18 protein-coding genes are annotated in these 12456 nt (G+C 62.7%); 16 read left to right on the top strand and 2 right to left on the bottom strand.

The genetic code is table 11. The annotated features are described in order from the left end of the window. The coding region (locus ACFPU0_RS03640; RefSeq protein ID WP_377691426.1) for a 2-oxo acid dehydrogenase subunit E2 at positions 1-116 on the top strand (116 nt) is incomplete at its 5' end. Between the two features lie 45 nt (positions 117-161). On the opposite strand, the gene ACFPU0_RS03635 is transcribed toward ACFPU0_RS03640, so the two are convergent. After that, a complete protein-coding gene (locus ACFPU0_RS03635) occupies positions 162-1088 on the bottom strand; it encodes a SphA family protein (RefSeq protein ID WP_377691420.1) in 927 nt (308 codons plus the stop codon). A gap of 114 nt (positions 1089-1202) precedes the next feature. Between ACFPU0_RS03635 and ACFPU0_RS03630 the strand changes: the two genes are divergently transcribed. Beyond that, positions 1203-2096, top strand: a complete 894-nt coding sequence (locus tag ACFPU0_RS03630) for a LysR family transcriptional regulator (RefSeq protein WP_377691425.1) — start codon at positions 1203-1205, stop codon at positions 2094-2096. Between the two features lie 15 nt (positions 2097-2111). Here the strand turns inward: ACFPU0_RS03630 and ACFPU0_RS03625 are convergent, their stop codons facing one another. Continuing rightward, entirely contained in the window at positions 2112-2753 is a 642-nt protein-coding gene (locus tag ACFPU0_RS03625) for a TetR/AcrR family transcriptional regulator (RefSeq protein ID WP_377691419.1), read from the bottom strand. Between the two features lie 191 nt (positions 2754-2944). Between ACFPU0_RS03625 and ACFPU0_RS03620 the strand changes: the two genes are divergently transcribed. The 14 genes from ACFPU0_RS03620 to ACFPU0_RS03555 all read left to right on the top strand — a co-directional run bounded on the left by ACFPU0_RS03620 (position 2945) and on the right by ACFPU0_RS03555 (position 12429). Continuing rightward, entirely contained in the window at positions 2945-3811 is an 867-nt protein-coding gene (locus ACFPU0_RS03620; RefSeq protein WP_377691418.1) for a fumarylacetoacetate hydrolase family protein, read from the top strand. Positions 3812-4038: 227 nt separating this feature from the next. After that, on the top strand, positions 4039-5037 hold the full coding sequence (locus ACFPU0_RS03615) for a 2,4,5-trihydroxytoluene oxygenase (RefSeq protein ID WP_377691417.1): 999 nt from the start codon (positions 4039-4041) through the stop codon (positions 5035-5037). 16 nt (positions 5038-5053) lie between these two features. Continuing rightward, the gene (locus tag ACFPU0_RS03610) at positions 5054-5668 is read left to right on the top strand and encodes a malonic semialdehyde reductase (RefSeq protein WP_377691416.1); all 615 of its coding nucleotides are present in this window, start codon (positions 5054-5056) and stop codon (positions 5666-5668) included. Positions 5669-5795: 127 nt separating this feature from the next. Beyond that, entirely contained in the window at positions 5796-7031 is a 1236-nt protein-coding gene (locus ACFPU0_RS03605) for an MFS transporter (RefSeq protein ID WP_377691415.1), read from the top strand. A 74-nt stretch (positions 7032-7105) separates the two neighbouring features. Then, positions 7106-8611, top strand: coding sequence for a CoA-acylating methylmalonate-semialdehyde dehydrogenase (locus tag ACFPU0_RS03600; RefSeq protein ID WP_377691414.1), 1506 nt, complete (start codon positions 7106-7108; stop codon positions 8609-8611). 140 nt (positions 8612-8751) lie between these two features. Further along, positions 8752-9543 (top strand): hypothetical protein, encoded by a 792-nt coding sequence (locus tag ACFPU0_RS03595; protein ID WP_377691413.1) that lies wholly within the window; start codon positions 8752-8754, stop codon positions 9541-9543. Then, on the top strand, positions 9524-9769 hold the full coding sequence (locus ACFPU0_RS03590) for an SOS response-associated peptidase family protein (protein ID WP_377691412.1): 246 nt from the start codon (positions 9524-9526) through the stop codon (positions 9767-9769). The genes ACFPU0_RS03595 and ACFPU0_RS03590 overlap by 20 nt, the downstream gene beginning before the upstream one ends. A gap of 31 nt (positions 9770-9800) precedes the next feature. After that, the gene (locus tag ACFPU0_RS03585; protein WP_377691411.1) at positions 9801-10283 is read left to right on the top strand and encodes a hypothetical protein; all 483 of its coding nucleotides are present in this window, start codon (positions 9801-9803) and stop codon (positions 10281-10283) included. Between the two features lie 50 nt (positions 10284-10333). Next, on the top strand, positions 10334-10660 hold the full coding sequence (locus ACFPU0_RS03580; RefSeq protein ID WP_377691410.1) for a type II toxin-antitoxin system HigB family toxin: 327 nt from the start codon (positions 10334-10336) through the stop codon (positions 10658-10660). Beyond that, entirely contained in the window at positions 10657-11133 is a 477-nt protein-coding gene (locus tag ACFPU0_RS03575; protein WP_377691409.1) for a helix-turn-helix domain-containing protein, read from the top strand. Before ACFPU0_RS03580 ends, ACFPU0_RS03575 begins: the two co-directional genes overlap by 4 nt. A 73-nt stretch (positions 11134-11206) precedes the next feature. Further along, positions 11207-11401 (top strand): type II toxin-antitoxin system MqsA family antitoxin, encoded by a 195-nt coding sequence (locus tag ACFPU0_RS03570; protein ID WP_377691408.1) that lies wholly within the window; start codon positions 11207-11209, stop codon positions 11399-11401. A gap of 298 nt (positions 11402-11699) precedes the next feature. Further along, positions 11700-12044: a hypothetical protein gene (locus ACFPU0_RS03565; protein ID WP_377691407.1), complete on the top strand. Its 345-nt coding sequence runs from the start codon at positions 11700-11702 to the stop codon at positions 12042-12044. Next, a complete protein-coding gene (locus ACFPU0_RS03560) occupies positions 12041-12238 on the top strand; it encodes a hypothetical protein (RefSeq protein WP_377691406.1) in 198 nt (65 codons plus the stop codon). Before ACFPU0_RS03565 ends, ACFPU0_RS03560 begins: the two co-directional genes overlap by 4 nt. Continuing rightward, positions 12235-12429 carry a hypothetical protein gene (locus tag ACFPU0_RS03555; RefSeq protein WP_377691405.1) on the top strand — a complete coding sequence of 65 codons (195 nt, stop codon included), beginning with the start codon at positions 12235-12237 and terminating at the stop codon, positions 12427-12429. Before ACFPU0_RS03560 ends, ACFPU0_RS03555 begins: the two co-directional genes overlap by 4 nt. Positions 12430-12456: the final 27 nt, after the last annotated feature.

Below are 12456 nucleotides of genomic sequence, written 5' to 3'. Positions count from 1 at the left end.
TGATGCTGCCGCTGTCGCTGTCCTACGATCACCGCGTGATCAACGGTGCCGCAGCCGCGCGCTTCACCAAGCGCCTGTCCGACCTGCTGGCGGATATCCGCACCCTGCTGCTGTAAGCGCTGGCTAGCGGGCCGTCATGATCTGCCGGCCCGCCCCGCTCCTTAGAAAGGGAGGAGATAGCGCAAGGTCAGTTGATTACCCTCGGAGCGATTCCTTGCACCCTGCTCGACATAGTAATTGGCGAAAAAGGTCTGCTTGCCCTGGCGATACATCACACCAGGCCCCAATCCCAGCACGCGCTCCTTCGAGTCGGATTGCCGCCGCCCATCGATCCGGTCGGCACTGATCTGCTCGAGTTGGTAACCCGCCAACCCCAGCCGCCAGGCATCGTCAAGTGCATACGAGACCGAGAAATTGCTGTGGATCGCCTCCCCCGGCTGGATGCTGTCCGCTTGCAGTCGGGTCACCGGATCATCATTCCGACTGGACCAGGCATAGTGCAGGCGGCCGCTGACTTCGAGTCGATCGGTCAGCTCCCAGGTAAAGGCGTAGTGCGGGCTGACCACCCAGAGATTGCTGCCCACGTTGATGCTCGCATCACGGTCATAGTCCCCGGTCGGTGCGGTGATCACCAGATTCAGGCGCTGCCAGTAAGGTCGGCCAAGCAGCAAAACCGGCTCCCACTGCAGGAGCATGGGACTGAATATCAAATCGCCCTGGCGAGTTCGTGCACCATCCGGCCCGCCGTCGATGTCGAGATCGAGGCGCACCAGAGGTAGCAGTATCTCCGCTCCGTAGTGCACGCCCAGGATCTTGCTGGAACTGATGTAGGCGAAGTGCGGCAGCACGGTCGTGCTGCGCACCTGCTGGCGCCCCGGCACGGCGCTGCCACGGTGGTCGGTAGCATCGTCCGAGCGATAGTGCTGCACAGGCAACTCGAAGAGCATCCCGGGCCGTACGACGCCATCCATGAAACTCGTGTTGCCCAGCGGCAACGGGGGTAGGCTGACTTCGTCCGCGGCCGCACTTGCGCAACCCAGAGCGGTTGTCAGCGAAAGCAGCGCTGCAGGTATTACAGGTGGTCTCATCCGAATCTCCAATCATCCCGAACGCGCCAGGCGGCAGAAATCGGTAACCATAGATTTGCAACTTCCCCCCCACTAGACCTGCTAAATTGCCCGCACAGTTCTATTTGGTGAACGATCGTGGAAGACCTCAACGACCTCTACTACTTCGCCCAGGTAGTCGAACACGGCGGCTTTGCACCGGCCGGTCGTGCCTTGAACACCCCCAAGTCCAAGCTCAGCCGGCGGATCTCCACGCTGGAAGAGCGTCTGGGCGTGCGCCTGCTACAGCGCTCTACCCGGCATTTCTCCGTGACCGAAACGGGCCAGGAATATTACCGGCACTGCGTGGCTATGCTGGTGGAGGCCGAGGCAGCACGTCAGGTGATCGAACGGAACCGTGCCGAGCCTCAGGGCGTCGTCAGGATGAGTTGCCCCACGACCCTGCTCCACTATCGGATCGGCGACCTGGTCAGCCAGTTCATGGCCGAGAACCCGAAGGTCCAGGTGCATCTGGACGCGACCAACCGACGGGTCGATGTCATCGGCGAAGGACTGGATCTGGCATTGCGCGTGCGCTTTCCGCCCCTGGAAGACAGTGGCCTGGTCATGCGCACCCTGGCGGAGAGCCCGCAGCGCCTGGTGGCGAGTCCGGATTTCCTGAAAGGCCTCGACCTGCCGCTGGTGCCGGCCGATCTCAGCAAGCTGCCCAGCCTGGACTGGGGGCCGCCACGGGATCATCTGTGGCGCCTGGAAGGACCGAATGGCGCAAATGCCGAGGTGCGGCACACGCCCCGCTACATCACCGACGACATGACCGCATTGCGTCAAGCGGCGCTGCGTGGCGTAGGCATCGTGCAACTACCGCTGATGGTGGTCGATCAGGATCTGGAACAGGGGCGGCTGGTGGACATCATTCCGCAGTGGGTGCCCCGCAGCGGTATTGTCCATGTCGTCTTCCCGTCCCGCCGGGGCTTGCTGCCTTCGGTACGGAGGCTGATCGACTTCCTGGCAGAGCACATCAGGCAATAGCCCTCAGTGTTTGCCTCAGGGTTCCAGGCCATCGATGAAGATGGCGATGGCCTCGTCGATCAGCAACTGCCGTTCCGACCGCGATGGTGACTCGACCAACCCCAGCAGACATTGCAGCTGGAATTTCCCGGTCAGGGCATCGAGAAAGATCACGGCCCGCCGCTCGGCACTGCCAGGAGCCACCAGACCGGCGCTTTCGGCCCAGGTGAAGTACTCCGTGAGGCATCTGTAGGCGGTACCCGGGGCAGCCTCGAAGAACGACCTGGCCGCCTCGGGCGCGCGCGGAGCCTCAGCGACGATCAACCGGTGCAACGCAGTGGTGCGAGGCGCCAGCACCACATCGAGGAAGGTCTCGGCGATGGTCAGCAAGGCTTCGCGCAGGGGCTTGCGCTTGAGATCCATATGGGTGAGCGGGTTGACGATCTCTTCGCACAATCGCGCGATGATCGCCGCGAAAAGGCCGTCCTTCCCTCCGAAGTAGGCATAGAAAGTGCGTTTCGAACCGCCGATCCTCGCGATCAGGCCGTCCACACTCACGCCTGCGTAGCCATCCTCCAGGAACATCTCGGTGGCGACATCGAGAATGTGTTGCCGCTTGGCGGCCTGGCGGGGGCTTTCCAATTGGGTCATGGGCGTTTCCAAGGCTTCGGGGCGCAATAGCCTAACCCGCGACACCCAAGGCTTCCAGCGACAACCATCGACGAATAAGCATAAATATTCTCCTTCTTATTCCTCATGATTCTTGACTCCCCTCTTGACCAATTTGGGTTTCGAGATCAAATTTCGCTCAAAGGGTACGGTACCGTACCGTACCTTTCCGACTAACAAGAACAACAGAGGAACTCCCCATGCGTTTCACACAATTTCTGGAAGCGTCCCACAAGGGTATGGCTGTCGAGGTGTCCGGCAGGCTATACGGCCTCGCAGAACACGAGGAAGGTTTTCCCGGCACGTTGCACGACCTGCTCAAGGCCGGTCCGGACGCCCTCAGGGACGCCCACCGGCGCCTGAGCCAGGCCCGCGAGCTGGACCCGGCCGCCATTCGCTACCTGCCCCCCATCGAGCGTCCCGGAAAGATCGTCTGCGTAGGGCTCAACTACGCCGATCACACCAAGGAAAGCCCGTACGAACAGCCCACCTATCCCACCTTTTTCCCGCGCTTCTCCACCACCCTCGTTGGCCACGGTGAACCCATCATTCGCCCGCGTGTGTCCGAGCAGTTGGACTATGAAGGCGAGCTGGCAGTGATCATCGGTCGCGGCGGCCGCCATATCACCAAGGCCCGCGCGCTGGAGCACGTTGCTGGCTACTCGATCTTCAACGAAGCCTCGGTGCGCGATTACCAGTTCAAGTCGCCGCAATGGACCATCGGCAAGAACTTCGATGCCACGGGTGCCTTCGGCCCCACCTTCGTCTCCGCCGACGAATTGCCGCCGGGAGCACGCGGCCTCGGCCTGACCACCCGCCTGAACGGCAAGATCGAGCAGCAAGCCAACACCGCCGACCTGGTCTTCGATGTCGCCGAGTTGATCGCCACCCTCAGCGAAGCCGTGACCCTGGAGCCGGGTGACGTGATCGTTTCCGGCACCCCGGCCGGCATCGGCTGGGCCAGGCGCCCGATGCTGTTCATGAAGGCGGGCGACCTCTGCACCGTCGAGATCGAAGGCCTCGGCATGTTGAGCAATCCCATTGCCAATGAAGGCCCGCAGGCCTGACGACATGCCTCGCTGTTCGCCTGCGGAAGGCTGATTGCGAAAGCGCCTCCAGGGGCGCTGGCTGGTTCGACACACGCTGACTGCCAAAACCTTTCCGGGCTCTGCTCCAGGGCCCGTGGGCCCGGTCGTCCCCGAAAAAGCCAGCGCCCTTTCCTTCCCTACGAACGACAGATCAACGCATCCATTGCCGGATACCTGCCGCGGCGCCCGGCCAAGGAGTAGCAGCCATGCTGCGCATCAAAGACATCAACCACGTGATCTATCAGCACAAGGACCTCGACGCCATCGAGCATTTCCTGACCGACTTCGGCCTGGTCGTGGCTCATCGCACCGAGCAGCGCATCTACCTGCGCGGTACCGGCCCGCTGCCGTACCTGTACGTCGCCGAGCGGGCCGAATCGTCCGGGCTCAGCGCCATTGCCTTCGCCGTGGAAAGCCTGGACGACTTGCAGACCGCCGCGCGTTTTCCCGGGGCATCCGCCATCCGGCCCTTGGAGCATCCGGGCGGCGGGCACCGCGTGACGCTGCACGACCCGTCGGGGAGAAGGATTGACCTGGTGCACGGGATAGAAGCCGTCGGGGCGCTGCCCCAGCGCGCCGCCCTGACACTCAACTGCGCAGAGGAAAAGCGGCGCTTCGGCGACGTACAACGCCCTGGTAAAGGGCCGGCCCAAGTGATGCGCCTTGGCCATGTCGCCATCGGTGTGACCGACATGGTGAGGATGCTCCGGTGGTACCGGAGCGTGCTCGGCATGCTGCCATCGGACCTGATCGTCGAAGGGGACGACGGCAACTGCCCGGCCGCAGCATTCCTGCGGCTGAATCGCGGTGCGACATGGACCGACCACCACACGATCGCGCTGTTCCAGGCGGGCAAGGACGTCGTCCACCACGCGTCGTTCGAGGTGCAGGACTTCGACGCCCAGTGCCTCGGTCACCAATGGATGACCGAGCAGGGCTGGAGGCCGTTCTGGGGCGTCGGCCGGCATGTCCTCGGCAGCCAGATCTTCGACTACTGGAGAGACCCTTCGGGCAACCTGATCGAGCACTTCACCGACGGCGACCTGTTCAACAATGCCTCGCCGATGAACCACACCCAGGCTTGCGACTCCAGCCTCTATCAGTGGGGGCCGCCGATGTCCGTGGAGTACTTCCTCGGCGGCTGCAGCGAAAGCGAATCCATTGCCCCGCGCCCGGACTCCCTGCGCAAGCGCACCGCTCAGTAAATACGAGGACGAAGACATGAGTACCCAACGGCTTTCCGAGCAGGGACTGGACCTGCTGTTCCGCCAGGCACGCAGCCAGAACGGCTGGCGCGACCGGCCAGTGGACGACGAGACACTCGTGACGCTGTACGACCTCGTGCGCTGGGGGCCGACCAGCGTCAATAGCTGTCCGGCCCGGATCGTCTTCCTGCGCAGCACCGCCGCCAAGCAGCGTCTGCTGCCCGCGCTCAGTCCAGGCAACGTGGACAAGGTACTGGGGGCGCCGGTGACCGCCATCATCGGTTACGACGCGGCCTTCCACCATCAGTTGCCACGCCTGTTTCCGCACAACCCGGACGTCCGCGACTGGTTCGCACAACAGCCCGAGCTGATCGAACCCACGGCCCTGCGCAACAGTTCGCTGCAGGGCGGTTACTTCATCCTCGCCGCCCGCGCCCTGGGGCTGGATTGCGGTCCCATGTCCGGCTTCGACCATCGACAGGTCGACCGCGAATTCTTCGGCGATGACAGCTGCTTTCCCGGCATGCAGGTGAAAACGAACTTCCTCTGCAATCTGGGTTACGGCGATCCCGACAAGCTGTTCCCCCGCAGCCCGAGGCTCTCCTTCGAGGAATGCTGCAGCCTGCTGTGACGCGCTTCATCCGAACCACAACAACAATAACGAGGCAACACGATGCGCTACCCCACCCTGCTCTCCCGCCCCCTGCCGCGTGCGGCTCACCTTCGCCCCGCAAGACAACGCTGAAGGAGGCCCGACCATGAAAGCACTCTCGAAATGGCATGTACTGGCCGGCGGTTTCCTGGCCTACCTGTTCGACGCCATGGAAATCATCCTGCTGACCATCGCCCTGCCGGTCATCCGTCAGGACCTCGGGCTGACCATCGGCGAAGCCGGGATGCTGGCCTCGGCCACTCTGCTCGGCATCGGTTTCAGCAGCATCACCACCGGCTGGTATTCGGACAACTTCGGCAGGCGCAAGGCCCTGCTGGCGTCGCTGGTTTGCTTCGGCGCACTGACGATGCTGGTGGCAGTGACCCGAGACTGGTATCTGCTCCTGTTGCTGCGTTTTCTCTCCGGCCTCGGCCTGGGCGGCGTGTGGGGTATCGTCTCGGCCTATATCGCCGAGACCTGGCCCGCCCATCAGCGCGCTCGCGCCACCGGCTTCGTCCTCAGTTCCTTCCCCATCGGCGCCAGCATCGCCGCCCTCGCCGGCAAAGCCTTACTGCCCGATTGGGAACTGCTGTTCCTCGCAACCGGCGTCTCCACCCTTCTGCCCATCGCCTACGTCTGGCTGTTCATGCCCGAGTCCCGCGAATGGCAAGAGCAGAGAAAGCCGGACGTACTGGCCAGCAGCCCCGTCGCCAAGGTTTCCATCAGCGAAATCTTCTCGCCGGAACTGCGCAGGTTGACCCTGCTCGGCACCACTGCGGCGAGCTGTTCCGTCATCGGTTTCTGGGGCGCCAGTACCTGGCTACCCACCTTCCTGGTGCAGGAGCGTGGTCTCGACATCGCCAGGATGGCTGACTTCATGGCCATCCTGAACATCGGTGCCTTCATCGGCATCAACGCCTTCGGCGTCATCGCCGATCGCATCGGCAAGCGTGATGCAACCCTGCTGTCCCTGCTCGGCAGCGCGATCATGCTGGCCATCTATGCGTTGACCACCCGCAACGAATTGCTGTTCTGGCTCGGGCCGGTCTATGCGTTCTTCTACGCCTTTGCGAGCCTCTTCGCCTCCTACTTCAGTGCGCTCTATCCGGTGCGCGTGCGAACCATAGGCGCCGGATTCTGCTTCAACTTCGGGCGCGGGCTCGCCGCCTTCGCTCCCCTGCTGCTGAGCGGCATCGCGACAAGCCACAGCCTGTCGCTGGGACTGCTGGTGTGTGCCGGCTTCTTCGCCCTGGGCACCCTGACCATGTTCTTCATGCCCCACGCAGAGAAGCCCAGGGCCCACCTGGCACCCGATAACGCGACGAAAACACCCGCCATCTGACACCCCAGGTTTCACCCCCTCCCAGCTGGCACGCCCGACGTCGCCGGCAGGGCCCACTCATGCGGAGAAAAGCCATGACAACCCTGTTGCACCACTACATCGACGGCCAATTGGCCACGGGCAATAGTCAGCGATTCGCGGACGTACGCGACCCGGCCACGGGAGAAATCAGCGCCCGGGTTCCCCTGGCAGATGCCACCGAACTGCAGGCGGCGGTCGCGGCAGCCAAGGTGGCCTTTCCGGGCTGGTCGGCTACCCCGCCGCTGCGCCGCGCCCGAATCCTCAGCCGCTTCAAGGAGCTGCTGGAGCAGAACGGAGAAAGACTCGCGGAGATCATCACCGCAGAACACGGCAAGGTGCATTCCGACGCCATGGGCGAAGTGGTACGTGGCCTGGAAGTCGTGGAATTCGCTTGCGGCGGCCCCCACCTGCTCAAGGGTGAAGTCAGCGAAAACATCGGCAGCTCGATCGACTCCCACTCGCTACGCCAGCCGCTCGGGGTTGTCGCCGGGATTACGCCATTCAACTTCCCGGCCATGGTCGCCTTGTGGATGTTCCCGGTGGCCCTGGCCTGCGGCAATACCTTCGTGCTGAAGCCGTCCGAGCGCGATCCCTCCGCTGCGTTGTTCCTCGCCCAACTGCTGCAGGAAGCCGGACTGCCCGCCGGCGTGTTCAACGTCGTCAACGGTGACAAGGAAGTGGTGGACGCCATCCTCGCCCACACCGACATCCAGGCGGTGAGCTTCGTCGGATCGACGCCCATCGCCCGCCACATCTATGCCACCGGCGCGGCCAGCGGCAAACGCGTACAGGCTCTGGGGGGCGCCAAGAACCACATGGTAGTGATGCCCGATGCGGACCTCGACAAGACCGCCGACGCCCTCATGGGGGCCGCCTATGGCGCCGCCGGCGAGCGCTGCATGGCGATCTCCATCGCCGTGGCCGTTGGCGATGCCACTGCCGATGCGCTTATCGGGCGACTCGCTCCCCGGGTGAAGGCACTGCGGATCGGTCCCGGTACCGATCCCCAGGCGGAAATGGGGCCACTCATCACCCGTGAACACCGCGACCGCGTGCGCAGCTACGTCGACATCGGGGTCGAGGAAGGAGCGAGCCTGGTGGTCGATGGACGCGAATTCCGCATGCAACGACCAGGGTTCGAGAACGGCTTCTACCTGGGCGGCAGCCTGTTCGATCGGGTCACCCCCGAGATGCGCATCTACCAGGACGAGATCTTCGGCCCGGTGCTCGGCGTGGTGCGCGTGAAGAACTACAAGGAAGCGGTCGACCTGATCAACGCCCACCAGTACGCCAACGGTACCGCCATCTTCACCCGAGATGGCGATTCGGCACGCATGTTCGCCCACGAGATCCAGGTCGGCATGGTCGGCATCAACGTCCCCATTCCCGTGCCCATGGCCTTCCACAGCTTCGGAGGCTGGAAGAACTCGCTGTTCGGCGACCACCACATGCACGGCCCTGAAGGCGTGCGCTTCTACACCCGCCTGAAGACCGTCACTTCGCGCTGGATGAGCGGCATCCGCAACGGCGCCGACTTCGTCATGCCAACCATGAAGTAAGCAACCGGCAGCCACCCTGCCCCCTTGGCGCCCGGAAGGTCACTCCATCCGGGCACCAGCAAATTCGGAACCAGACCTCGATGAACGCACAACAACTACAAAAGAGCTTTTGCAAGGTACTGATCACTGGCGCGCTTGGCATGGCCACAGTCGCCCAGGCCATGGACTGGAGCGACACCTTCGTCGGCTTCCGCTACGGCGAGCACTTTACCGAACCGCCGGTGACGAAGAAGATCCAGAAGGAGATCTATCAGCTCGGCCATGCCAGCGGCTATTCCCATGGCCAGCACTTCTTCAATCTCGACATCCTCAAGTCCGACGGCAACGACCCGAAGAAGGACAGCGACTCGGGCGCCGTCGAGGCCTACCTCGCCTATCGCCACCAGCTATACCTGAGCAGGGTCTTCGACCGCTCCTTCGCCTTCGGCCCGGTCAAGGAAGTCGCCTTCAGCAGCGGATTCGAGCTGAACTACAAGAACACCGACTTCTCGACGCGCAAACGCCAACTGCTGCTAGGCCCGACACTGAAATTCGACGTGCCGGGCTACCTTGACCTGAGCCTCTTCTATTCAAGGGAATGGAATCACTGCGGGCTGCCCAGCTGCCAGACCGAGAACATCGAGTTCGATCCTTACTATGTGGTTCACCTGGCCTGGGGACTGCCATTCGAGATGCAGGACATACCGTTCAAGTTCCAGGGCTTCGCCAGCTACAAGACCGAAAAGGGTGAGGACTACTTCCGCCAGGACACGGGCGAGGAAAGCCTGATTCGCACCGCATTGATGGTCGATGTCGGCAAGCTGGCATTCGGCCAGAAGAACAAGTTTTGGGTCGGTCCCGGCTATGAATACTGGCGTCACAAGTACGGGGCGGTGAACAAACCGGGGGTCAACACCTACGCTCCGACATTACATGTCGAGTGGCACTTCTAAGGCGGACTTGTGCCGCTTGAGCAGAGCGATCTCGTGGGTCAGTTGTTCCTGGCGCGGTGCTGACGGCGAGGACGTGCTTTCTTGCGAACTGCTGACCAAACAGGCCGTCGGCCCAGTATCGGCCGTTCACCATCGGATGCCGGTCATCCTGGCGCCGGAGCAATTCGATCTCTGGCTATCTCCCGATACCAGAGCCAACCCGGTGAGTGGGGAGTTACGGAAGTGATTCCAAAAGATACGGAAATGATTGGTCGCCCATGGGAACAAGTTGGGAAAGCCCCAGAAACGCGAAAGCCCCGGAATCCGGGGCCTCTGGAAATCGAGAATGCGGAAATCTGTTTCCAGAGCTGAAAGCGACGAGAGAGAAAATCGACCCGAAAGACCCAATCCCGATTTTTCGGGAACCCATCTACCGCCTCACCGTGAATGTCGGCGGAGAAGAGAACACCAAGACGTTACGGCATACCTATGCCAACCGGTCGAGTGCGTTGTGGGCGGCCAGGGCGGGGCGGAAGAAGGTTCAGCGGGGGAGCGCGACGCTGAGCTTCACCCTGGCGCGGGGGCAGCCGGAGTTGAGCCCGGAGTGGCGTTACCGCGTAGAGGGAATCAAGGCGGACATCGGCGCCGTCGTGTGGCTGGGGGAACGGGCGACGCACCAGTTGCGTGATGCAGGCCTGACAACCGCCCTGGAGATGGAGCGCCGCCAGCAGAGCGAACCAAACCGGCCTGGCCAAAGTTGACAATTTAGCAACCACTCCCTAAGGTTGCTAAAACATCAACAAGGACGGACATGCACGTTTTCAAGAAAAAAGCCTTCATCGACGCATGTGAGCAGTACCCCGTGAAGGCGACGAGCATCATGGAAATCTACAAGGTCCTGGACAAGTCCATTGCCGTTTCCTCGCTGGAGCTCAAAGCGACCTTGTCATCGCTGGACAACTTCACTCACCGACGCGGCTGGTGGGTGATCGACATAGGCGGCAACGAACTGCGCCTGATCGCCGCGATCGATTTCGAGAAACAGCGGGTTTTCGTCAAACACATCTTCAGCCACGCCGAGTACGACAAGGCCAACAAGTGGTACCGAAACCCCAAGAACACAGGAGTCATGCCATGAGCGCCGTCGAAATCGACCACGCCCCGACTGCCGCCATCCACGAACTGGCAGAGCGCCTGAAGAAGTTTCAGCGCAGCCTCGAGCGTGCCGGCGGCACCATCATCCAGACCATCACCAGCGAAGCCGAGTACAACCGCGCCCTGGCCCTCCTGGACGAACTCACCGAAGAAGCCGAACAAACCCCGCAAGCTGAGCGCCTGGTGGATCAGCTCTGCCTGGCCATCAAGCGTTACGAAGACAGCGCGCCCCAGTTCGCCGAGTTCAACGCCGGCGTGGAGGCCATCACCGGCGTACAGATGCTGAAGTTCCTGATGGCGCAGAACCACCTCACCGGTTCTGACCTGCCAGAGATCGGCGACAAGACCGTGGTATCTCGTACCCTCAATGGCAAGCGCACCCTTAGCAGCACGGATATCCAGGCCCTGTCGCGGCGCTTCCATGTAGATCCCAGCGTGTTCTTTCCAGTGGCCTAGGCCCGTCAATGCTCGGCACCGGAACCGGCGCCGCGGGGCCTGTGCCAACATTTCAAGGAGCTCTGACGATGAAATGCCCGGTATGCGGCCGGCCGACCTGGTCCACGATGTTCGTGATGTGCCATACGCCTACAAGGGCGAGATAACCCCCATCCCCCAGGTAGAGGCAGATTGGTGCAACGTCTGCGGAGAGTCCCTCACTGGTCCATCGGAATCCAAGCGAGTCATGCTGGCCATGAACCTGGCCCGTCAGCAGAAAGATAGGTAATGCGCTAATTCGCGCTCGGCATCCGGCGCCCGCAGCGCCGGCCTGCGCGAAGGCATCGCCAAGAAGCGCGAACGCAGCTGGCACCAGACCACCCTCGGCAACATCCTCCGTACCCTCGCCCAGGAACACGACCTGGAGTCCGCCATCAGCCCCCAGTTCGGCCCCATCGAAATCCCGCACCTGGACCAGACCGACGAGAGCGACCTCAATGGGGGGATGACGACCGGGGTGGAGATGGAGGCAAAGACCCGGGGTGTGGAATGATTCTGGCGTGCGTTGGCACCCACCCGAAGACACCTTGGCCGCACTGTTTGACCTGCAGGCGCAGATGGAAGCTGATGCGGCGAAGCTGCTGCGCGACGCCCAATCCATCAAGACCGTGCTTAAACGGCAACCGCTGGACGCAGCGCTGCCGGACCTGCTGGCCGAGCTGCGCCGCACTTCCGACACCATCAAGACGACTGCAACGCGCTGCCGCAGCGCCCTGGTGGAGCACGCCGACGCCGAGCACGCCCAGGAAATGGCCAGCCGGCCGAAGTGGCGCGCCTCGAAACATGCCAGCCCTGGCCAGCGCGTGCGCCGTGGAATGCTGAAGCGCGGCTGCCTAGTTGGCGACTTCGACGCGCCAGGGTTCGGCCTATGAACATGCAGAAGCAACTGGCCAACACCATCGCCCTTGCGCGCCGGATTGAAGATGACTGGCGGCTGCCCGCTGATACGCGTATGCGCGGCGAGAACATCCGCAAGCTGTGCGAGTCGATGAAGGCAACAGCCTTCGCCCTGCGGGACTACGACCTGGACCCGTCCGAACCGATCCCGCCGAGGCCTGCCGAGTGATCACGAAGAAGCCGACCATGCTGGAGCGCTGCGGCGTCACCTGTAACGATGACGCCGCCCTGTGGGATGACCTGGTGCGCCAGCTGTTGGGACCTAAGCTTATAGGCTACGATCCTGAGCAGCGAAGAAATCAGGCACTTCAGCTAGCCGCCGCTGCCTTGAAAGCTGCTGAAGAGCAAAGGCAGAACTAGCTTCGGCCACTTCAATCTGAGCCCCGT

The sequence above is a fragment of the Pseudomonas sp. GCM10022186 genome (assembly GCF_042656385.1).
Lineage (GTDB): Bacteria > Pseudomonadota > Gammaproteobacteria > Pseudomonadales > Pseudomonadaceae > Metapseudomonas.
This window is presented reverse-complemented; position numbering and strand designations above follow the sequence as displayed.

What these genes read in the sequence shown, in the direction of transcription:
- ACFPU0_RS03635 (WP_377691420.1), bottom strand. Translation starts at nt 1,088, where the DNA reads ATGAGACCACCTGTAATACCTGCAGCGCTGCTTTCGCTGACAACCGCT.
- ACFPU0_RS03620 (WP_377691418.1), top strand. Translation starts at nt 2,945, where the DNA reads ATGCGTTTCACACAATTTCTGGAAGCGTCCCACAAGGGTATGGCTGTC.
- ACFPU0_RS03615 (WP_377691417.1), top strand. Translation starts at nt 4,039, where the DNA reads ATGCTGCGCATCAAAGACATCAACCACGTGATCTATCAGCACAAGGAC.
- ACFPU0_RS03610 (WP_377691416.1), top strand. Translation starts at nt 5,054, where the DNA reads ATGAGTACCCAACGGCTTTCCGAGCAGGGACTGGACCTGCTGTTCCGC.
- ACFPU0_RS03605 (WP_377691415.1), top strand. Translation starts at nt 5,796, where the DNA reads ATGAAAGCACTCTCGAAATGGCATGTACTGGCCGGCGGTTTCCTGGCC.
- ACFPU0_RS03600 (WP_377691414.1), top strand. Translation starts at nt 7,106, where the DNA reads ATGACAACCCTGTTGCACCACTACATCGACGGCCAATTGGCCACGGGC.
- ACFPU0_RS03595 (WP_377691413.1), top strand. Translation starts at nt 8,752, where the DNA reads ATGGCCACAGTCGCCCAGGCCATGGACTGGAGCGACACCTTCGTCGGC.
- ACFPU0_RS03590 (WP_377691412.1), top strand. Translation starts at nt 9,524, where the DNA reads ATGTCGAGTGGCACTTCTAAGGCGGACTTGTGCCGCTTGAGCAGAGCG.
- ACFPU0_RS03585 (WP_377691411.1), top strand. Translation starts at nt 9,801, where the DNA reads ATGGGAACAAGTTGGGAAAGCCCCAGAAACGCGAAAGCCCCGGAATCC.
- ACFPU0_RS03580 (WP_377691410.1), top strand. Translation starts at nt 10,334, where the DNA reads ATGCACGTTTTCAAGAAAAAAGCCTTCATCGACGCATGTGAGCAGTAC.
- ACFPU0_RS03575 (WP_377691409.1), top strand. Translation starts at nt 10,657, where the DNA reads ATGAGCGCCGTCGAAATCGACCACGCCCCGACTGCCGCCATCCACGAA.
- ACFPU0_RS03570 (WP_377691408.1), top strand. Translation starts at nt 11,207, where the DNA reads ATGCCCGGTATGCGGCCGGCCGACCTGGTCCACGATGTTCGTGATGTG.
- ACFPU0_RS03560 (WP_377691406.1), top strand. Translation starts at nt 12,041, where the DNA reads ATGAACATGCAGAAGCAACTGGCCAACACCATCGCCCTTGCGCGCCGG.